At 53.0% G+C, this 19683-nt stretch carries 19 protein-coding genes; 9 read left to right on the top strand and 10 right to left on the bottom strand.

The window, feature by feature from the left end:
• Positions 1-64 precede the first annotated feature (64 nt).
• Entirely contained in the window at positions 65-538 is a 474-nt protein-coding gene (locus tag BY447_RS20175) for an Lrp/AsnC family transcriptional regulator (protein WP_110332017.1), read from the bottom strand.
• Between the two features lie 269 nt (positions 539-807).
• Here BY447_RS20175 and BY447_RS20180 point away from each other — a divergent pair, with 269 nt between their 5' ends.
• Entirely contained in the window at positions 808-1434 is a 627-nt protein-coding gene (locus BY447_RS20180; protein ID WP_110332018.1) for a LysE family translocator, read from the top strand.
• 155 nt (positions 1435-1589) lie between these two features.
• Complete coding sequence (locus BY447_RS20185) at positions 1590-2390, top strand: SDR family oxidoreductase (protein WP_013196107.1); 801 nt, start codon at positions 1590-1592, stop codon at positions 2388-2390.
• Between the two features lie 178 nt (positions 2391-2568).
• Here BY447_RS20185 and BY447_RS20190 read toward each other — a convergent pair whose 3' ends face one another.
• Positions 2569-3117 carry a TetR/AcrR family transcriptional regulator gene (locus BY447_RS20190; RefSeq protein WP_110332019.1) on the bottom strand — a complete coding sequence of 183 codons (549 nt, stop codon included), beginning with the start codon at positions 3115-3117 and terminating at the stop codon, positions 2569-2571.
• Positions 3118-3251: 134 nt separating this feature from the next.
• Between BY447_RS20190 and BY447_RS20195 the strand changes: the two genes are divergently transcribed.
• The 4 genes from BY447_RS20195 to BY447_RS20215 all read left to right on the top strand — a co-directional run bounded on the left by BY447_RS20195 (position 3252) and on the right by BY447_RS20215 (position 6716).
• The gene (locus tag BY447_RS20195; protein ID WP_110332020.1) at positions 3252-4070 is read left to right on the top strand and encodes an oxidoreductase; all 819 of its coding nucleotides are present in this window, start codon (positions 3252-3254) and stop codon (positions 4068-4070) included.
• 55 nt (positions 4071-4125) lie between these two features.
• Positions 4126-5148, top strand: coding sequence for an NADP-dependent oxidoreductase (locus BY447_RS20200; protein WP_323859516.1), 1023 nt, complete (start codon positions 4126-4128; stop codon positions 5146-5148).
• A 168-nt stretch (positions 5149-5316) separates the two neighbouring features.
• On the top strand, positions 5317-5793 hold the full coding sequence (locus tag BY447_RS20205) for a glutathione peroxidase (protein ID WP_033784969.1): 477 nt from the start codon (positions 5317-5319) through the stop codon (positions 5791-5793).
• Positions 5794-6329: 536 nt separating this feature from the next.
• Positions 6330-6716: a hypothetical protein gene (locus BY447_RS20215; RefSeq protein ID WP_110332281.1), complete on the top strand. Its 387-nt coding sequence runs from the start codon at positions 6330-6332 to the stop codon at positions 6714-6716.
• A gap of 620 nt (positions 6717-7336) precedes the next feature.
• On the opposite strand, the gene BY447_RS20225 is transcribed toward BY447_RS20215, so the two are convergent.
• Complete coding sequence (locus BY447_RS20225) at positions 7337-8065, bottom strand: SDR family NAD(P)-dependent oxidoreductase (RefSeq protein WP_013196099.1); 729 nt, start codon at positions 8063-8065, stop codon at positions 7337-7339.
• Between the two features lie 98 nt (positions 8066-8163).
• Here BY447_RS20225 and BY447_RS20230 point away from each other — a divergent pair, with 98 nt between their 5' ends.
• Positions 8164-8547, top strand: a complete 384-nt coding sequence (locus tag BY447_RS20230) for a winged helix-turn-helix transcriptional regulator (protein WP_033784966.1) — start codon at positions 8164-8166, stop codon at positions 8545-8547.
• A gap of 105 nt (positions 8548-8652) precedes the next feature.
• Here BY447_RS20230 and BY447_RS20235 read toward each other — a convergent pair whose 3' ends face one another.
• On the bottom strand, positions 8653-9900 hold the full coding sequence (locus BY447_RS20235; protein ID WP_110332022.1) for a diguanylate cyclase domain-containing protein: 1248 nt from the start codon (positions 9898-9900) through the stop codon (positions 8653-8655).
• Positions 9901-10660: 760 nt separating this feature from the next.
• Here BY447_RS20235 and BY447_RS20240 point away from each other — a divergent pair.
• Positions 10661-11434 (top strand): hypothetical protein, encoded by a 774-nt coding sequence (locus BY447_RS20240; RefSeq protein ID WP_110332023.1) that lies wholly within the window; start codon positions 10661-10663, stop codon positions 11432-11434.
• Positions 11435-11547: 113 nt separating this feature from the next.
• Here BY447_RS20240 and BY447_RS20245 read toward each other — a convergent pair whose 3' ends face one another.
• On the bottom strand, positions 11548-11874 hold the full coding sequence (locus BY447_RS20245; protein WP_013196093.1) for a hypothetical protein: 327 nt from the start codon (positions 11872-11874) through the stop codon (positions 11548-11550).
• A 183-nt stretch (positions 11875-12057) separates the two neighbouring features.
• Complete coding sequence (locus BY447_RS20250; RefSeq protein ID WP_033784965.1) at positions 12058-13128, bottom strand: LacI family DNA-binding transcriptional regulator; 1071 nt, start codon at positions 13126-13128, stop codon at positions 12058-12060.
• A gap of 265 nt (positions 13129-13393) precedes the next feature.
• Here BY447_RS20250 and BY447_RS20255 point away from each other — a divergent pair, with 265 nt between their 5' ends.
• Positions 13394-14656, top strand: a complete 1263-nt coding sequence (locus BY447_RS20255; RefSeq protein WP_095708040.1) for a maltoporin — start codon at positions 13394-13396, stop codon at positions 14654-14656.
• A gap of 107 nt (positions 14657-14763) precedes the next feature.
• On the opposite strand, the gene BY447_RS20260 is transcribed toward BY447_RS20255, so the two are convergent.
• The 4 genes from BY447_RS20260 to BY447_RS20275 all read right to left on the bottom strand — a co-directional run bounded on the left by BY447_RS20260 (position 14764) and on the right by BY447_RS20275 (position 19673).
• Positions 14764-15078 (bottom strand): glucose PTS transporter subunit EIIB, encoded by a 315-nt coding sequence (locus BY447_RS20260; protein ID WP_013196090.1) that lies wholly within the window; start codon positions 15076-15078, stop codon positions 14764-14766.
• A 440-nt stretch (positions 15079-15518) separates the two neighbouring features.
• Positions 15519-17582 carry a beta-galactosidase gene (locus BY447_RS20265; protein ID WP_110332024.1) on the bottom strand — a complete coding sequence of 688 codons (2064 nt, stop codon included), beginning with the start codon at positions 17580-17582 and terminating at the stop codon, positions 15519-15521.
• 42 nt (positions 17583-17624) lie between these two features.
• The gene (locus BY447_RS20270; RefSeq protein WP_110332025.1) at positions 17625-18818 is read right to left on the bottom strand and encodes a glycoside hydrolase family 53 protein; all 1194 of its coding nucleotides are present in this window, start codon (positions 18816-18818) and stop codon (positions 17625-17627) included.
• Between the two features lie 3 nt (positions 18819-18821).
• Positions 18822-19673: a sugar ABC transporter permease gene (locus BY447_RS20275; RefSeq protein ID WP_013196085.1), complete on the bottom strand. Its 852-nt coding sequence runs from the start codon at positions 19671-19673 to the stop codon at positions 18822-18824.
• Between the last annotated feature and the right edge of the window lie 10 nt (positions 19674-19683).

A 19683-nucleotide genomic window follows, 5' to 3' on the forward strand; every position in this document is an offset into this window, starting at 1 on the left:
GATGTAACTGACATCTGGACTATTAACTAAAAATTCTGTCGCGGGCTGTCCCGGCGGCGTGAGTCTACTCAGCGATTTTCTTAATAGGATAAGAAACGAGGGGTTTGATCTCTTTAAGCACAAACATGCTCTGCATTTCTTTAATGCCTGGCAATCTGCGTATCACTGACATTGCGAAATCAGCATAGGAGTCCAGATCCGATGCTACAACCTGTAGCAGAAAGTCGGCATCTCCACCGATGCTATAGCAGGCCACCACGTCCTCCAGCGCAGTCACTTCTTCTTCGAACTTTCTGGCCTCGGCCTCACTATGACTGTCAATGACGACCCGAATGAAAACCATCACGCCCAGACCGATTTTCTTGCGGTCAAGAACAGCACGATAGCCCTGAATCACTTCTTCTTCCTCAAGCCTGCGCACTTTGCGCCAGCAGGGAGAAGCTGAGAGGTTTATCTTTTCTGCCAGAACCTGGTTAGTGACGCGAGCATCGTCCTGTAAAATCTCGAGGATTTTCATATCTGTCGGACTTAGGGTCATAGTCGGAAATTCCTTTCGTTATAGCACTGATAAAGGGTAATTATTACCTCAAAATCAGTATTGAGTAAATGATATAGGTAACAATTTTCCCGCTTATTGCGACATAATATATTTACTTTTTCAACGTGTTATTACGAATAGCAAAAGTGGAAAACTGAATTCAGATTGAGTGTATATCGTGATCTTATTTTAAATAAATCACGGACAGGCCATTTTTTTAAAGCATTAAACCTCCTCTCTCTTCAAATAATATTATGGAAGGAAGAATTATGTCAGATATTGCTCTGATAATATCTTATATGACTGCACTCGGTTTAGCCGCCGCAATTCCGGGGCCGGGAATGACCGCATTAGTCGCTCGCAGCGTGAGTGGTGGTGCGGTAGCTGGCTTTACCATGCTGGCTGGCCTTATTCTCGGGGATTTAATTTATTTATCTGTTGCGGTGTTTGGCCTGGCAGTGATGTCTCATAGCTATACCGCCGTCTTCACGATGATTAACTGGGCTGCCTCACTCTATTTATTCATGCTTGCATGGCAATTCTGGTGCCATCAGCCTCGGGCAATAAATATTGACCAGAAAGCGACAAAACGAGAACTGGCGTCAGCCTGGTTTTCAGGGCTGACCATCACGCTTGGCAACCCTAAAACCATCGCTTTCTATCTGGCGATACTGCCTCTGGTTATCTCTCTGGATAATGTCTCGCTACAGATTTGGGGAGGAATTCTGGTTCCACTTACCGTGTTCGTGCTGTTAAATGTTGGTGCGGTTTTTATTCTGGCCGCGCTAAGAATTCGTCATCTTCTGACCAGTGCAAAAGCGCAGAGACTCGTTTTCCGTTCAGCCGGAGCCATTATGATGCTGGCTGCGGCTGGGATGGTGGTAAAGACGCTTTAAGTTCATTACCGGCTGTTATGGATCAACTCCTTCCGACCCTGCATGTCAGGCGAAACCACGGGCAACCCTGCACTTCGCATCTATAATTCAGTGACTCAGGCCTATGCACTCGTCCATGTTAAGACGCTCATCATTAACAGAATTAAGGAAGCCTCATGATCTTATCACTCGAAAATCAGGTTGCGCTGGTTACCGGCGCCAGCTCAGGTCTCGGCTATGCCTGTGCAGAAGCACTCGCCAAAGCTGGTGCCGGTGTGGTGGTTAACTACCACAGCCAGGCGGAACCTGCCGAAGAACTGGTTGACAAAATCCGTGCAGACGGTGGACGCGCCATTGCGGTAAAGGGTGATGTCTCAAAGGAAGCTGACGTAGAAAATCTCTTTGCTCAGACGATTGCTGAATTTGGCAGGCTGGATATTCTGGTGGCGAACTCAGGGCTGCAGAAAGATGCGCCTTCCATTGAGATGTCGCTTGCAGACTGGAATACCGTCCTGGATGTGAATCTCACCGGGCAGTTCCTTTGCGCTCGGGCTGCGCTGCGTCAGTTTCGTGACCAGGCGCACCGCCCGGAGATCAGCCGGGCTGTAGGTAAGATCATTCACATGAGCTCGGTGCATCAGCTCATTCCCTGGGCCGGACATGTTAACTACGCTGCCTCAAAAGGCGGGGTTGATTTACTGATGAAAAGCCTGGCACAGGAAGTGGGTGAAGACCGTATACGCGTAAACTCAGTCGCACCTGGCGCTATCGCAACCGCTATTAACGAAGAAACCACTCAGGGCGAAGCGGGCAAAGCGCTGTTAAAACTCATCCCTTACGGACGTATCGGTGCGGCGGAAGATGTGGCGAATGCGGTGGTCTGGCTGGCCAGTGACCTTTCCGACTATGTTCACGGCACCACACTGTTTATTGATGGCGGAATGAGTCTTTATCCCGGATTCCGCGATAATGGCTGAGTCATAAGTCACTGTACCAGGTGGGTGATCGACTGATTGGAAACCTGTTGGTGGAACCTCTATCCGGAACGGGAAGTCCGGATTACGCGCTCCCGCTGCCGCAAATGAGACGCCAGCAGGCTGGGCAGTCTAGCCTGTGTCACATTGGCTTCGTTCCAGTTAAACGGAAAAGCACCGCTCAAATCCCACTGGCATCAGGACGGAGCAAACGCGCCCGGCAGACCTCCAGAATCTCATCAGCGAGTCCGGAACCATCCGGACAGGCTCGCGAAAGCATCAATGCACCAACAAGCTGCGCAATGGTATTTATCAGCTCTGCCCGCGTGACATTTTGGGATTCCAGGATGGCAATCTGTCGTTCAATCCCGGCCGCAAATGTCTCGCGGATTGATTCAGACTGCCGGGCTGCATCGGTGCCCAGAGCCGACATCACGCACCCCTTTCCCATGTCATCGCGATGCTGACGGGAAAGGTAGTACTCAATAAACGCTTCCCGACCTACCCCTTCGGTTTTTTCTGCCGACTGCGTGAAACCACAACTCATCGCTTCAGCTAACAAATCCGCTTTCGACCCAAAATGCTTGTAAAAACCGCCATGTGTTAACCCGGCGGCTGACATCAGTTCAGCGACGCCTACCCCATCGTAACCACGCTCACGAAAAAGCTCTGACGCCGTTTCAACGATCCGCAACCGGTTTTCGCGAACCTGCTCTTTAGACACTTTCATGTTTTTTTCCTCCTGAAACAGAACCCAAGCATACATTGATGATGATCATAATCAAACAAGTTGACTTTAATGATTACGATCATCATCATTAAATCAGTTATTCCTCCGAACCCTATTACAAGAGCGTACTCAGAATGAGCCAAAAACGTGTAGCACTGGTGACCGGCGCCTCTTCTGGCATTGGTGAAGCCTCTGCGAACAAACTTTTAGCAGCGGGTTATAAAGTGTATGGCACCAGCCGTCGTGGCCCACAGGCGAGTAAACAGCCCTTTCCATTACTCACTCTTGATGTGACTGACGACGTTTCGGTAGAGGGTGCTATTTACGAATTGATGCAGCTTGAGGGTCGAATAGACCTGCTGGTGAACAACGCAGGCTTTGGCGTCGCTCCGGCAGCGGCGGAAGAGAGTTCTATCGAACAGGCGCAGCATATCTTCGACACAAACTTCATGGGTATCGTCAGGCTGACACGCGCCGTACTGCCTTACATGCGTCGCCAGGGCAGCGGGCGCATCATCAATATCGGTTCCATTCTGGGGGTCGTGCCACTGCCCTATGTCGCACTCTATGCGGCCAGTAAACATGCGGTCGAGGGGTATACAGGCGCACTTGATCATGAACTGCGCACCCAGGGCATCAGGGTTTCTGTCATTGAGCCGGCATACATAAAAACGCAGTTTGAAGTCCACAATATCGAACCGGATGCGAAGCTTGAAGAGTATGAATTCATCCGGGCTAAGTTGAAGAACGTGGTCGGTAAGGCAATGGCTGAAGCGGAAAGTCCGGAGGTCGTGGCTGCGGTGGTGCTTAAAGCGGCCCAGTCCTCACGGCCAAAAATACGCTACACGGCGGGAACGCTCGCAGCAAAACTGAATTTCGTCCTCCGCTTTGCGCCTGCAACCCTGCTGGATAAGGTCGTGCGGAACAGCCTTCAGCTCGATACGAGAATCTGAAAATGAAATTTTCGGAACGGGCTACGGTCTGGGTGTTATTGGAGAGGATGAATAAATGAAAACCAGCATGATGAAAGCCTTTACGTTTAAACGCTACGGAAAATCACCTGAGCTGGGATTTGATAATGTGGATTACCCTAGCCCCGGTCCCAATGAAATCCTGGTGAAAGTTTATGCTGTGGGTCTGAATCCCATAGACAACATGATCCCTACGGGAATATTCAAACCGGTTTTACATTTTAAACTTCCAGCGACTCTGGGCAGTGATCTGGCGGGTGTGGTTATTGCAACAGGAAGTCAGGTAACGCGTTTTAGTCCGGGTGATGAAGTGTTCGCCAGCATTTTCGACAGGGGCAACGGCTCACTGGCCGAGTTTGCCCTGGTCCCTGAAAGTCTCGCGGCCATCAAACCTGAAAATCTGGATTTCGTTCAGGCTGCTTCGCTCCCGATGGTCAGCCTCACCGCCTGGCAGGCTTTCACAGAGAGAGCCCGTCTGCGGCCAGGGCAGAAGGTGTTCATTCCGGCAGGTTCGGGAGGAATTGGCAGCTTTGCGATTCAGCTGGCGAAATATCTTGGCGCAAAGGTCGCGACGACGACCAGTTCAGCTAATGTGGAGTGGGTCAGTCAGCTGGGCGCAGATCAAGTCGTTGACTATAAAAAGCAGGAATTCGAAAACGTGCTGAGTGGCTTTGATCTTGTCCTCGGCACGCTTCGGGATGATTCGATTGAGAAATCTATGAACATCCTCAAGCCAGGCGGAAAAATAGTCTCTCTGATAGGGCCTTTAGACGTTAATTTTGCGCGTACCAGACAACTCAATATCGTTCTGCGGATGATATTTGGCCTGATGAGCCGCAGGATTTTGCGACTGTCAAAAAAGCGCGGTCTGGATTATTCCTTTCTTTTTGTTCGTCCTGATGGCAACCAGCTGGGGCAGATGAGCAATTTACTTGAAGCTGGAAAAATCAGGCCAGTGATCGACCGTGTGTTCCCTTTTGCAGAAACTCAGGATGCTCTTAACTGGCTTCAACAGGGACATGCAAAGGGTAAGGTCGTGGTTAAAATTCATCATGAATAACAACCAGGATTTACATCAGATGTGGAAATAATCATCAGCGCCTGGCGATAACGTCTGAAATCCGGATGCCGGGCCTTCTCACTCAGTACCTGCTCTCCATGTTCCACTTTCCTCATGTGCTCTGTGCTAATGTTGGCGTAAAACAGTTTCCGCACTGAGGATTACAACATGTCTGCCTTTTATAAACTCACAGCCACCAGCCTGAACGGCCAGCCTGTACCGATGTCCGACTTCGCTGGCAAGATCGTGCTGGTCGTTAACACCGCCAGTCACTGTGGATTCACGCCACAATACGCCGGCCTCGAAACCCTCTACAAAAAATATGCCGATCAGGGGCTGGTGGTACTGGGTTTTCCCTGCAATCAGTTTGGGAATCAGGAACCTGGCGGAGCCGACGAAATTGCGCAGACATGCCACATTAACTACGGGGTAAGTTTTCCGATGTTTGGCAAAGTGAATGTCAATGGCACCTCAACGCACCCGATTTTTCATTACCTGAAAGATGAATTACCCGGCGTTTTGGGTGGTCGTATTAAGTGGAATTTCACTAAGTTTCTGATCGGGCGCGACGGTAAACCGATTAAACGATTTGCACCAACCACCACGCCGGAGAAAATGGAAGCCGCCATTCTTGCTGCCCTTTGAGGGCATGGCTGTGGCGGGTGACCATCAACCAGGAGGATGAATTAACAATGTTCAGGCTCCGACATTTATTATCCCTCGTCTCCTTCTCGCTCGGGATATTTTGCCTGCCGGTATCAGCGAATACTCAGATCCTACTCACTCCGCAACTCACTGCCTGCGAAAGCCAGAATGGTCTGGATGGTCAAAGCGGTTCCCCTGATGGTCAGAATGGCAGGAATGGCGTTTCTGGCACCGATTGTCTGAATGGCGGCAACGGCGGCAATGGAGCTTCAAATGGAGGCCGTGGCGGGAATGGTGGCGACGGTGCTGGTGCAGAACCCGGCACTCAACACCATCACCATAAGCACTATAAAAATACGAACAGGGATGCTAACGGAGGAAATGGTGGTAACGGCGGATCGTCCGACAACTCACCAGGTGGGAAAGGCGGAAACGGCGGAAACGCGGGCCCTGGCGGGTCTGGTGGTCTGGGTAGTCGCGGAGGCCAGTACGGAAGTCCGGGGATAAGCAGCGCCAGTAAAATAAAGGAGATAAATATGCAGTCAGTACACCTCATGGGTGAAGCATATGAGCCTCATGTGACACGGGAGGATGGGAAGCTGACCTACTCACTGCCTGTCGATTCTGGTTTCATGAGCTATAACTTTGACTTTGAGATCAGCCGGGACGATCTTGATATTCTGCTTTCCAATGATTACAGACGCGCGGTTCTCGAAATTACAGCGCATACCTTGCTTCAGCGCTCGACGCGAAAAGGCTATGACCGATTTACCCAGAAAGACTTCGATAAACTGATTGTAAATACACTTCACTCAGCATCAGATTTCCTGCAGACATTTATTTCTGCAATAAACCGTGAACATCACATTGGTATTGAGCATTACGTGAAAGAGATTATGGACCGACGTTCTGCTTCACAATGAATACACATCATTGCATAGAACACATTTATAGTTTTCCGAAGAGATAGCGACTGCCTCTTCAGAAGAGATAGTCAGCGCCCGACGATAGCGCCTCACCTGAACATTCAGGTAAAAAGGAGGTTTTACAGAATGAGTTGTAAGTACTGTCAGGATCTCTGTGTTAAATACATTATTCGAGAACCTCGCCAGTTAAGCCGGGCTATACGTATTGCACATAACGCGCTTAAAGAGGAGATAATTTCCGAAGTTACAACCACCATTAACTGGAATCAGTTTACCTTTACAGAATGTGCTGAACAGATGATTTGGGGGGATATCGTTGATTACCATTTCGCCTGTAATCATTGCGGAACCATATTCGTGCTGGGAGCTGAAACCTATCATGGCAGTGGGGGTTACTGGTCTCCCGAAAGTGAAAAACCTGCAGAAATAATAAACTGACGCAATATGATTTTACGCTGCGGACTGACTTTTGACTCTGAACAGTAAAGACGGGCCAGAACAAATCTAAGGGTATAAATATCAGTCTTAGACACATTCTTATCGGGGGAGCGTCTTAATGAGTCCAAACCCTCCCTGCCATGCCATTAAGCCATCCCCCATCACTCGACGAAAATCGCCTAAGCAATCATCCCGCCATCAATGACCAGCTCGGTGCCACTGATATAGCTGCTTTCATCTGAAGCCAGAAACAGTGCCGCAGCCGCTACTTCCTCAGGGTGTCCCAGCCGCTTTGCCGGGATCCGGGCGGTCAGCGTCTGCCTGACTTCATCGCTGGCCCGGTCAAACATCGGCGTGTTGGTAGGACCAGGACTCAGCGTATTAACCCTGATGCCGCGCGGTGCCAGCTCGCTATTCCAGGTGCGTGCATAAGACCGTACCGCAGCCTTGCTGGCGGAATAGCTGCCATAACCGGGATTCGCTATCGCGCCTGCAACGGAACCCACCAGCACGATACTGCCGCCCTCACCCATCAATCGCACCGCATGCTGCACCGTCAGCACCATGGCTCGCACATTCAGATTAAAAGCGCGATCGATGTGTTCTTCCGTGGTTTCCTCCAGGCTGGCCGGTTCAGACACACCTGAAGAGTTAACGAGGATATCGAGGCGACCCGCTTGGGTGCCAAGGGTTTCGAACAGACGCGCAAGGTCGTCTGTGCGGGTGATATCGCCCTGAATGGCCTCGACCTGACCGCCGATCAGTGCGACTGCCTCAGCCAGCTGTGCTTCCCGCCGGCCGGTGATAAACACGCGTGCACCTTCCTCTGCAAAACGACGAGCGACAGCAAGGCCGATACCGCTATTACCCCCGGTGACAAGGGCGACTTTTCCACTCAGTTTCATCATTGCGACTCCGGATAGAGGTTAGACACCTGATGGTATATTTATTATATTTAGTGTCAATTACGCACCTGATGTACACCAGATATCCTCAAGGAAACCTCATGGCTACTGACATCACTCAGCTACTGGCCGAGATCAACAGCACCCGCCCTGTCCTGGAACAGGTAGCGAATAAGTGGTCGGTTTTAATCCTCACCGTATTGTGCTCTCAGCCCTCGCGTTTTAATGCCATCAAGCGCAGGCTCGACCCCATCACCCATAAATCTCTGACAGAGGCATTACGCCGGCTGGAACGCAACGGACTGGTGAGCCGCCGCGTGATTGCTTCATCGCCAGTGGCGGTCGAATATGCGATTACGCCGCTGGGCCGGACATTGCAGGAGCCTTTTGTCGCGCTGGTGAACTGGGCAAAGCAACATGGAGGCGCCATGGAACAGGCACAGGCGGGTTATGATGAAGGGCGGGATGACGAAGAATCTGCATGAACTTAGCCTGAGCACCGTTCCTGCATGATAGCGCAGGGTGATGAGCAGATAAGTTCAGGATAAGCCTGACAGGAGTGAAAGCGGAGTAGCCATCATATACAACGGCTACTCCGCTGCTGGCTCAAAAAACTGATAAGAACCATCACGTCGTGCTTTAGCCTGGTACATCGCCTTATCTGCGTTTTCGAATAACATTTTGGCCGTTGCTGTCCCGAAGCGGGCAAGGCTGATACCAATCGCCGCGCCAATACGAACATCCATATTATCGATGGCGAAAGGTGCCTGCAGACTGTCAATAATCCGCAGGGCAATCGCGGATGCGGCTTTGTGATTGCTGCATTTAGCAGCCACGACAAACTCATCGCCACCCAGACGCGCCACTGAATCGCCCGGACGCATACAGTGTCGCAGCCGTTCACTGACCTGTTGCAGCAGGGCATCGCCGGTCGCGTGACCCATCAAATCGTTCACCGCCTTGAACCCATTCAAATCGATAAACATCACCGTGGTATAGGCCTGATCGTCTGCCTGCGCCAGCATGAATCCCACCTTCTCGTTAATCCAGGCACGATTGTGCAGCCCGGTCAGCGTGTCCAGGGTTGCCAGCTTCTCAAGATTACGCATCCGTTCTTTGTCCCGCGTGATATCGCGCGATACCAGCACGGCACCAATATTTTTTCCTGAATTAGGATTGATGACGCCACAGGCTTTGGTACCCAGCGAGATGTAATGGCCGTCGCGATGCAGTTTGCGCACCTCAACAACATCCGGCAGTACCCCGCCGCTGAAGATACATCCCAGCGCTTCGGTGGCTAATTCGCGGTCATCCGGGTGCAGGAAATCCACCACCAGTTGCCCCACAACCTCTTCGGTGGTCCAGCCTATGATTTCGCTGTAAGAGGGAGAAATTGATACGTATCTGCCTTCCGCGTCACAATGGGCAATCAGATCGGTACTGTTTTCAATCAGAAGGCGATATTCCGCCGCCGTGCGCAGCGCATCTTCCAGGGCTTTACGCTGCCCGGTCACATCCAGAATAAAGCCGTTGTACTGCAGATGGGAGGTGCCAGGCTGGCAATCCGGCAGGCCGGAAACAAGGACCCGACGCGTCTTGCCATCCAGACAATGGATCGGCACTTCAATATGGAAAGGCGTCAGCAATTCCAGGGCTGCAGTCAGCTGCAGCGCGATCTTTGCATCGTCGTCAGCCTGCGCCAGACTTAGCCATGAACTCAGCGTCACGCCCTTAAGTTCAGGCATCAGACCCGCAGGAGTTTCCTGACTGGCGATGCAGATCCCCTGGGCATCCGTAGACCAAACAGCGGTAAAAGAAGGTTTGATCATTGGGTTCATGGCGGCCGGCTCCGACGTTGCTGACGATTTTAAATAAGTTCAATACACGTCGCTACAGACCTGATTATAACCGTTAATGCCTGCCTGTAGCTGAGGGAGGCTATGCATAAAGGTTCAGTATTGCGGGCCGTGATAAATGCTGGCGGAAACTGAGGCCTTTCCGGCAGCGGTTTCTGAGGTGCCCTCTCCTGTGGCATTACGCAAAGCTGTCAGGCTGCAGTATCAGAAGTATTAGCCTGTTTATATCGGCTCATCGGGGCATAATCTTTAATCACAGCATATTGTCTGAGGGCTGTGAACCATGAAACCGGCTGAACATCGCTGCTTCAGTAAAGCCCTGCGGGTTTTGGGGGGCGCTCAGTGATAACATTCCCGCTGGCTGAATGACGGGGGAAAAGATAGCCGGGCCGAAAAAGGCCATGATGCTGGCAATTAATTGCGCCTCACAATTTGTTAATTTTTTTACTCATAGATGATGTGCTGACAGAGAGAGCCATCTGAGCCATTCTGAAAATTCCTTCAGGGCTGTGACGATTTAATAGCAGGAAAGATGTATAAAAACGCCTTTAAAACAGAATAATAATGGCGCTTAGCCTGTAAAAAAACTGCACATCGTGGCGCATTTCTATTCTCAGAGCAGCAGTCAAAAGCCCATCAAAAATTTCTCTCGACTCGCCTCCAGCTTAATCTTTCCTTAAGAATAATCCTATAACATCCCCGCTGTATTAGCCCATGTTGGGCTTTTCCGGAGTATCACCCTATGCAAAATAACAACACAGCTTCTCACGCTCTGAGTAAAGTGCCGGCCGTTACCGCGGCGTTCTGGTTGACCAAAATCGCTGCGACTACCCTGGGTGAAACCGGCGGCGATGCGGTGACGATGTCGATGAATCTCGGTTACCTGACCGGAACACTGATTTTCGCCATCATCTTTCTGGTCGCTGTCGTGGTGCAGATCAATCGCAACAGCTTCAATAAATGGATCTACTGGTTCACCGTCGTGGCAACGACCACCGTCGGTACAACGATGGCAGACTTTGCCGATCGCTCACTGAACATTGGTTATCTGGGCGGTACGCTGCTGCTGAGCACTCTGCTGATCCTCTCTCTTTTCCTCTGGAAAATGACCTGTGGAACGGTTGCAGTGAGTTCGGTAAGCAACGGTGTTACTGAGAGTTTTTACTGGGTCACCATTATGTTTTCTCAGACACTGGGCACCGCATTGGGTGACTGGACGGCAGACAGCGAAGGCCTGGGTTACGATGGCGGGATCCTGCTGTTTATCGGCGCGCTGGCGATCATCTGGGCGGCAAGTCGCTTTACCTCCCTGTCACGCACCGCGCTGTTCTGGGCAGCCTTTATCCTGACACGGCCACTGGGTGCCGTTGTCGGTGACTTCCTGGATAAACCCCTTGCTTCGGGCGGACTCGCACTGAGCCGCTATGGCGCCTCGCTGACGCTGGCACTGATCATCATCGCTTTTCTGGTGGTCCTGCCACAGCGCCCGGCAATGAAGACCGCCACCGCGAATTAAAAAGCGCTATAGGAAGAATTACAGGTCACACTTATTCTTAAACGTAGTCAGGGCCGCCAGTGATGGCGGCTTTTTTATTATCTGATCTGTCATCGTCCGCGCAGGCTGTTAAATCAGGCTGGCCGCTCGATGGAAACGATACGCCCTTCATGTGCAGCAGAGAGGACGGGCAGACTTTCTGCTGGCTCCTGCATTTTCACCCGAAATGCCGTGTTGCTGGCATCAAGAAAAACGGTTCTAAGATGCCGGTTGCAGATAAACCAGATTTCGTCGCGGTCATTTGAAAGAATGTAATAAGCATCCGAGGTTTCAGAGGGGTTAAAGCAGCCCAGCGCGCGATAAGCGGTCTGCGGGGTAAAGCCACTGGAAAGCGGCAGCGGCCGGGGGCCATGCGCTAATTCTTCGATCCTGAGGTAAAGTCCCTGTTCAAGCCACAGCATAGTGTCACATCCTGGATGGAGAGGAATCGGGCTGAGCATGCCGGCTGGCTTACAGGTAATAAAAATGCCCGTTTACCGACCAGCTCAGGCAATGGGTAATTTTTCTGACATTCAGAAGCGTTATCCTGATCTGAGCATAGCAGCGGTGTGTTGTTATGCTTTTTTATCTTTGTCTGGCCCCTGCTACTCAAGCCGGCTGGCAATCAGCCGTAGTTGTTCTGCAATCTGCTTTAAATCTCGCTGCTGTTGTCCGGCGATACCGGTCGAGCTGCGCACCACCAGCTTTGCCGGCAGAATTGAGGAGGAACGCTGCTCATCCTGCTCACTGGCCAGTAACAGACGCGCAACCGCCTCTTTGCCCTGCAAATCGAGATCCAGCGACACCGTGGTCAGCGCCGGATGGAAAAAGGCACTTTCATAGGTGTCATCATAGCCAATCACCGAAATCTGCCCAGGCACCGCCACACCGCGCTGATGCAGCGCACTCAGCACACCCAGCGCCATCTGATCGTTGCCCACCAGCAGTGCACTGAACTCCGGCGCTTCACGCAGCAGTTGCAGCACGCCATTATAACCACTCTGCGCATCCCAGTTACCGTGGCTGATGCTGACCGGCTTCAGACGGTAGCTTTCCAGCGTGTCGAGCCAGCTCTTTAAGCGCAGCCTGGCGGAGACCGACTGCTCAGGACCCGCCAGTAGTGCAAACTCGCGATGCCCCTGCTCATAGAGATATTTAACGCTGGCACGTGTGCCATCAGCCGGGTTAAACGAAACGTTAAACACTGCGCTGTAGGGATCAACATCAAGGAACAGACAGAGAATATCGTCGTTCTCCTGCACAACCTGCTCAGCAGCGCTGCTCTCCAGCGGGACATTGATGATCACTTTATCCACCCGCTGAGACTTCAGCTCATTGATGCAATCCTGCAAACTTTGATTGACGTTCTCATTAATCATCGCGATCAGCACCTGGTAGTCCGCAGCATTCGCATAACGTTTAACCGCAGCGGCCACCTGGGAGGGCGCATGCAATGCCAGCGACGTCGTTACCAGACCCAGTGTTGTGCTCTGCTTGCCCACCAGCTGCTGCGCCAGCCGGTTAGGCACGTAGCGCAGCGTCTCAATTGCGTGTTCCACCTTGCGACGCGTTGATTCCGAGACGTTTGCCGACTTATTCAGAACCCTTGATACCGTCTGATACGACACGCCAGCATGACGGGCGACATCCTCTAAGGTGGCATTTTTTGATTTCATAATTCGCATCCCTGATTACCGATGGCGGAATGTTATCACAGCCCTGATGTCAGCCAGACTACTGCAGTCACATTGCGCGAATAAAAAGCAAAAGTAATACCTTCACATTGTGAAATTTGGTGATCTGATTCACTAATCGTTACAGATTGCGTCACTTTATTTGCAGTGCATCACACATTATCGCGATTTTATTTGTCACTCATCCGACAAAAGGCGTTTACTGCCGCTGTCATGTGAACGTATTACAAATAAAATTGAGGATAACATGGAAACAAGGTTACGTACTGCTGCTGTGGCGCTTGCTGCGGCCCTGACCTCCCCGACGCTCTATGCCGCCATCGACAACATCGATTTCCATGGCTATCTGCGTGGTGGCGTGGGCGTCTCACAGGATGGCGGTATTGAGGAGTATCAAAAGAACAAGGTTGGCCGTCTCGGCAATGAAGCCGACACTTATGGCGAGGTTGAGCTGGGCAGCGAAGTCTACAAAAAGGATGATGTCAGTTTTTACGTCGACACCATGGTCAGTATGTTCTCCGACGGCTCAAACGATAACGAAACCACCTTCGGCGATGATGCGCAGTTTGGCCTGCGTCAGCTCAACCTGCAGATCAAAGGACTGGTGCCGGGTGATAAAGATGCGGTGATCTGGGGCGGTAAACGCTACTACCAGCGTCACGATCTGCACATCATTGATACCAAGTACTGGAACATCTCGGGGTCAGGTGCCGGTATCGAAAACTACACGCTCGGTCCGGGCGCTATCTCCTTTGCCTGGATTCGTGGCGATGCGAATGACGTGGATTACCGTGTCGATGGCGACAACGACGTCAACATTAACTACCTCGATCTTCGCTATGCCGGCTGGAAACCCTGGAACGGTGCCTGGACCGAATTTGGTATCGATTACGCCATGCCAAACACCACCAACAAACAGAAAGAATATGGTGGCCTGTATGACGCAGATAACGGCGTCATGCTCACCAGTGAAATCAGTCAGGACATGTGGGGCGGGTACCAGAAGCTGGTGTTCCAGTACGCCAACAAAGGTCTGGCGCAGAACATGATTTCGCAGGGCGGCGGCTGGTATGACATGTGGAATGATACTCAAAACGCCACTGGCTACCGCGTGATTAACACCGGTCTGCTCCCAATCACCGATAAGTTCTCCCTGAATCAGGTCTTTACCTGGGGATCGGCGGACGATATCACCGCGCAGACCAGCAAAAGCACCCTGCTGTCGCTGGTGGGTCGTGGTCAGTATCAGTTTACGCAGTATGTTCGCGGCATCGGCGAAGTCGGCAGCTTCTGGCAAAAAGATGAGAATAAGGTGGGCAGCGACTACAAACAGGCGGGTCAGAAATATACGCTGGCCCTGGGCCTGGCAGCCGGTCCTGAATTTATGTCACGTCCGGAACTGCGTCTGTTTGCCTCTTACCTGAATGACTCAGAAGATGGACACAGCTTCAAAGACAACACCAGTAATAACACCTGGAACTTCGGCGTACAGGTCGAAGCCTGGTGGTAATCGAGCAGTCTCCTCATTGTGATCGTTGCTAAGCTCTTATGCAGGGGCTTATTTGGATAACCGGCGATGGTTATCCATTTTTTTTATTCGTATTTCACTGGCGGCTGTTACTCCGGTTTAAAGAAACGTTCTTCCAGCAGCTGACGCAGCTGGTCAGACTGCTTACCAAAGATCGCATGCACCTCATGCCCCAGGATCACCACGCCAATCGCGCCCGCCTTCTGTAATCCCGCCGTATCTACCGCCTTCAGCGACGTCACCTTTACCCGCAGCCGCGTTAAACAGGCATCCACCTGCTGAATATTGTCACGCCCGCCAAAACAGTTCACCAGACGCTCCAGTAGCGCGCTGTCTACCTCAAGCTCTTCCACCGTCAGCGGCTGCCGACTGAAATAGTGCTTAAATGATTTCAGACTCACCATGTTGTTCTCCTTCAGATAATAAAAAGGCGGGCTGCTGCCCGCCACTCACCACTGATAAACGAAAACGCGGGATACATGCCCGGGACTGCTCACTGAATATACACGCTTCCTGCACCCATCCTGCAATCAGGCTCTAAAAAACCTGCCCTACATCAACAGTAAAACCCAGCTATTCCTACAGACAATGCCCGGTCTCAAAAGCGATGGGGGCATATGCCTGTAGCAAAGCATCACGCCGCCCGGATAAAAACGCCGGGAGCGTTTTTGAACAACGCAAAGCGTTGGCCCGGGAACGGGCGCACCTCAGGGATGAGGTGCGTAATTGCCCGTGCTGAGCGGGCAGGGATGCCATCTTTTGCGCCTTTGCGGGAGGCATATGCCCCCTGAGCATGTGCTCAGACTGCCAGAAAGCGCCAACATCCCCCCTGAGCCAGCGCTCATCATTGCTCCAGAAGCACACTCAAAACCCGACATCCCCACGGCCCCAGCATCAGCGTTCCCCCTACACCCGAGCCATCGATTAAATCCCTTAACCCGGCAGGCAACGATAACTGCTGCGCCTGCCCCGTAAAGTTCTGCACAAACAGAAAAGCCTGCTCACCATCAGTACGGCGCTGTACCACCACGCCTGGCGGCAGCTCAGTCGCCAGCGCACGCGGCAATCCCAGCTGCTTAATCAGCGCACCATAAAAATCCCGATGGAACGGCAGATCATTACGCGACGCGATATACCAGGCTTTACCCTCACCGACCCGATTCACCGTCACCGCAGGGGTTCCGGCATAAAAATCACTCTCGTAGCTGGCCAGCGCCGTGGCCCCTTCCAGATGAATATGCTCGCAAAGCTCCCGCGCCTGATATGGCCCACTCAGACCCAGCTCATTGCCGCGCACCCCGCGCACGCCGTTACACTCCCCATCGGTCAGACTGTCGATCTCTTCTGACCAGATGCCGAGCAGTGGCCGCAGCGGACCCGGGAATCCTCCCAGATAACAGAGATCGCTCTCATTCACGATGCCGCTCCAGTAGCTGGCCACGAAATGCCCGCCCCGCTCAACATGCGCTTCTGCTCGCGCGGCAAAACCGTCGCGCACCATATAGAGCATCGGTGCTATCACCAGATCGTAACCGCTGAGATCGCTATCGCCGTTAATCACATCTACCGCAACGCCCTGTTCCCAGAAAGCACGGTAGTGCTCGTTTACCGTACGCTCATAATGCAGACCCAGATTGCGTGGACCCTGCGCATTATCCATCGCCCAGCGACTCTCCCAGTCGAAAATAATCGCAACGCGCGCCTCAACCCGACTGCCCATCACCGGCGTCATCGCTGCCAGCATCCGGCCCAGCTCACTCACTTCACGCCCGGTTCGCGTATCAATATGACCGACATGATCGACCACCGCACCGTGAAACTTCTCGACCGACCCCCGACTCTTGCGCCACTGGAAATACTGCACCGCGTCCGCACCATGCGCCACTGCCTGCAGTGAAGAGAGAATATGCATCCCCGGCTTCTTCAGCTTACTGGTCGGCTGCCAGTTCGTTGATCCCGGCGTCGATTCCATCAATACAAACGGTTTACCCTGCTTCAGGGTGCGCATCAAATCGTGATACATCGCGGTGTAACAGGCGAGCGTGGTCTCATCCTTCTCGTTATGCCACATCGGGTAGCTGTCCCAGGAGATAAAATCGAGCGCCGTTGCCAGCTTCCAGTAATCGTAGTCGTAGAAATACTCCATGAAATTGGTGGTCGCGGGCAGATCGGGATTCGCCTGTTTCAGCGGCTTAATCTCCTCCCGACAGAAGTCAGTGACCTGATCGGTCATAAACCGCCGCCAGTCCAGATTCAGACCATGAATCGACATTTCGCCCTGCGGAGCAGGCGACGCAATCTGTAACCAGTCTGAGTAGGTATGACTCCAGAAATCACTCCACCAGGCGAGATTCAGCGTCTCCAGCGTCTCATAGCGACGCTGCAGCCAGCCGCGAAAGGCCTGCTGACAGCGATCGCAATGACACTCACCACCATACTCATTTGAGATATGCCAGCCGACCACCGCCGGATGATGCGCGTAACGCGCGGCCAGGCGGCTATTCATCGCCTGCACTTTCTGGCGATAAACCGGCGAGGTCATACAGTGGTTATGACGGCCACCGTGCAGTGCATGAACGCGATCGCGCCCCACGCGCAACACCTCCGGATACGCCTGCGACATCCAGGCAGGCCTGGCCCCGCTCGGTGTGGCGAGAAACACGGAAATCCCCTGCAGCCACAGCGTATCGATTAACTCATCCAGCCAGCCAAACTCATAGCGCCCCTCTTCCGGCTCCAGCTTCGCCCAGCTGAAAATACCCACTGACATTACGTTACAGTTCGCCTGCTTCATCATCGCGACGTCGTCATCAATAATGCCCGGCTGGTGCGCCCACTGTTCCGGATTGTAGTCAGCACCATGCAGCAGCCGGTTAACCCGGGCGCTCAGCGGGGGAAATTTATTCATACCTGTTCCTCAGAGGAAGAGATCAGCGTTAATGCTGATAAGTTAATCAAAAACCTGTAGCGAAGGCAGCGCCTTGCCGTGACAGTCAAACAGCGCCTGGTTCTCGCGGGCGTTACCCTGTTTCCATTCGTCGTGGATATATTTCATGCCGGCGGGCGTAGCCCAGGTATTGCCGGGCGCGGGTATCCACGCCGGTTCCCAGTAGACCACGCCCTTGCCGCGATGCTGCGGCACCGCCAGCACCGCTTTAATCAGGTCATGCAGATAGGCCGCCTGGCCCTGTACCGTGCCGGGATAGCCGCCTGCCTGCTCCTCTTTTGCCTGGAAACTGTTCTCGGCGTTGTCACAGTTTTCCAGCGTGTAGCCATAGGCGGCTTCCACCACCATCACGTCTTTGTCATAGTGCCGGGAGATATCATCCATGTTGGCTTTCAGGGCGCTGATGGGGCCGTTCCAGTAGGTGTACATCGATAGACCGATCACATCGAACGGCACATCACGCTTAACGATTTCATCGAACCACCAGCGGAAGGTATCGTTTTTAGTACCCTCAGCCAGATGCAGCATGATCTTCACCTGATGCGGATCGCTGAGGTTCTCGCGCAGCCCGCTGATGCCCGCCTTCAGCAGGCCCGCCAGCCGATCAAACTCGCCGCCGTTCTGGCCCCAGCTCTTGCCTTCCGGCCAGAGCATGCCGCCGTTAAGCTCGTTACCAATCTGCACGATATCCGGCAGCACCCCTTCCGCTTTAAAACGGGCGATAGCGTCGCGGGTATAGTCATGCACCCGCGTTTCCAGCTGCGGAAAGGTCAGCGACTGCCAGGCTTTAGGCTTGAACTGCTTGCCGGGATCGGTCCAGAAATCGCTGTAATGGATATCCAGCAGCAGCTTTAGTCCCGCCGCTTTTACGCGCTTCGCCAGCGCCAGCGTAGTCGCCAGATCGTTGCCGCCACCGCCGTAGGTGTGACCGCTGCCGTCGGTGGGATCGACCCACAGCCGCAGCCGGATAGTGTTGATGCCGCTGGCTTTCAGAATGGCGATAGCATCCTGCTGCTGATTATCCGCGTTGTAGAATTTCGCACCCTGCTTCTCGAGTTCTGCCAGTGAAGAGATGTCCGCACCTTTGATAAAATCGGCGGGCCACGGCCCGGCAGAGGCGATGACAGGCTGATCGGCGGCGAGCAGCGGCGTCGCCCAGGCCAGTGCCAGGGCGAGAATCAATGTTTTGGGCGTCATGATTTATCCTTTAGTACTGCCTGAGGCCAGGCCGGAGACGAAGTATTTCTGCAGCGCCAGATAGAACACGGCTACCGGCACAGCGATCAGCACGGCTCCGGCCGCATAGGTGGTGTAACTGGCTCCCATTTTTTGCGACACCAGGTTGTAGAGGCCAATCGGCAGCGTGAACTGTTCCGGCGTGCGCAGAATGGTGCTGGAGAGAATGAAATCGCCCAGCGGTCCCGTGAACGAGAACAGCGCAACGACCGCCAGAATCGGCTTCGACAGCGGCATGATGATCTCAACAAAGATGCGGAAATTGCCCGCGCCATCCATGCGCGCTGACTCATCCAGATCTTTGGGAATCGAATCGAGATAACCTTTCATCAGATAGGTGTTCATCGGGATCATCCCGCCGACATAGATCAGCACCAGCGCCAGGTGGCTGTTGATTAATCCCAGCAGCTGCGACAGGACGAAGATTGCGATCAGCGCCGAAAACTGCGGGATCATCTGCAGCAGCAGAAACAGCATCAGTCCGTTCTGCCGTCCCTTAAACCTAAAGCGGGAAAAGGCATAGGCGGTACAGCTGACGCTGATGAGCGTCAGCACCATGGTCAGGAAACTGATTTTCATCGAATTCCAGTACCAGGTCAGGTAAGGCACCGTGCCGTTGAACAGGTCGCGATAATGCTGTAGCGACGCATTCTCCGGAATGATCGAACTGCTGAGCAGACTGTTGCCCGCATTCAGTGATGCCCCTACCGTCCAGACCAGCGGATAAATGATGATGGTCGAGACGGCCAGCACCACCAGCCAGGTCAGCGACAGGCGTATCCACCTTTCGCGTTTAATACTGCCGGACTTCGCCATAACTGCTCCC

Origin of the sequence: Pantoea sp. JKS000250, assembly GCF_003201065.1 — a bacterium.
Lineage (GTDB): Bacteria > Pseudomonadota > Gammaproteobacteria > Enterobacterales > Enterobacteriaceae > Pantoea > Pantoea vagans.

Bases quoted from the DNA above. Each gene is read 5' to 3' on its own strand.
- BY447_RS20275 (WP_013196085.1), bottom strand. From the start codon at position 19,673: ATGGCGAAGTCCGGCAGTATTAAACGCGAAAGGTGGATACGCCTGTCG.
- BY447_RS20245 (WP_013196093.1), bottom strand. From the start codon at position 11,874: ATGCTGTGGCTTGAACAGGGACTTTACCTCAGGATCGAAGAATTAGCG.
- BY447_RS20175 (WP_110332017.1), bottom strand. From the start codon at position 538: ATGACCCTAAGTCCGACAGATATGAAAATCCTCGAGATTTTACAGGAC.
- BY447_RS20180 (WP_110332018.1), top strand. From the start codon at position 808: ATGTCAGATATTGCTCTGATAATATCTTATATGACTGCACTCGGTTTA.
- BY447_RS20230 (WP_033784966.1), top strand. From the start codon at position 8,164: ATGGCTACTGACATCACTCAGCTACTGGCCGAGATCAACAGCACCCGC.
- BY447_RS20235 (WP_110332022.1), bottom strand. From the start codon at position 9,900: ATGAACCCAATGATCAAACCTTCTTTTACCGCTGTTTGGTCTACGGAT.
- BY447_RS20265 (WP_110332024.1), bottom strand. From the start codon at position 17,582: ATGAATAAATTTCCCCCGCTGAGCGCCCGGGTTAACCGGCTGCTGCAT.
- BY447_RS20185 (WP_013196107.1), top strand. From the start codon at position 1,590: ATGATCTTATCACTCGAAAATCAGGTTGCGCTGGTTACCGGCGCCAGC.
- BY447_RS20205 (WP_033784969.1), top strand. From the start codon at position 5,317: ATGTCTGCCTTTTATAAACTCACAGCCACCAGCCTGAACGGCCAGCCT.
- BY447_RS20270 (WP_110332025.1), bottom strand. From the start codon at position 18,818: ATGACGCCCAAAACATTGATTCTCGCCCTGGCACTGGCCTGGGCGACG.
- BY447_RS20195 (WP_110332020.1), top strand. From the start codon at position 3,252: ATGAGCCAAAAACGTGTAGCACTGGTGACCGGCGCCTCTTCTGGCATT.
- BY447_RS20255 (WP_095708040.1), top strand. From the start codon at position 13,394: ATGGAAACAAGGTTACGTACTGCTGCTGTGGCGCTTGCTGCGGCCCTG.
- BY447_RS20190 (WP_110332019.1), bottom strand. From the start codon at position 3,117: ATGAAAGTGTCTAAAGAGCAGGTTCGCGAAAACCGGTTGCGGATCGTT.
- BY447_RS20240 (WP_110332023.1), top strand. From the start codon at position 10,661: ATGCAAAATAACAACACAGCTTCTCACGCTCTGAGTAAAGTGCCGGCC.
- BY447_RS20225 (WP_013196099.1), bottom strand. From the start codon at position 8,065: ATGATGAAACTGAGTGGAAAAGTCGCCCTTGTCACCGGGGGTAATAGC.
- BY447_RS20260 (WP_013196090.1), bottom strand. From the start codon at position 15,078: ATGGTGAGTCTGAAATCATTTAAGCACTATTTCAGTCGGCAGCCGCTG.
- BY447_RS20250 (WP_033784965.1), bottom strand. From the start codon at position 13,128: ATGAAATCAAAAAATGCCACCTTAGAGGATGTCGCCCGTCATGCTGGC.
- BY447_RS20200 (WP_323859516.1), top strand. From the start codon at position 4,126: ATGAAAACCAGCATGATGAAAGCCTTTACGTTTAAACGCTACGGAAAA.
- BY447_RS20215 (WP_110332281.1), top strand. From the start codon at position 6,330: ATGCAGTCAGTACACCTCATGGGTGAAGCATATGAGCCTCATGTGACA.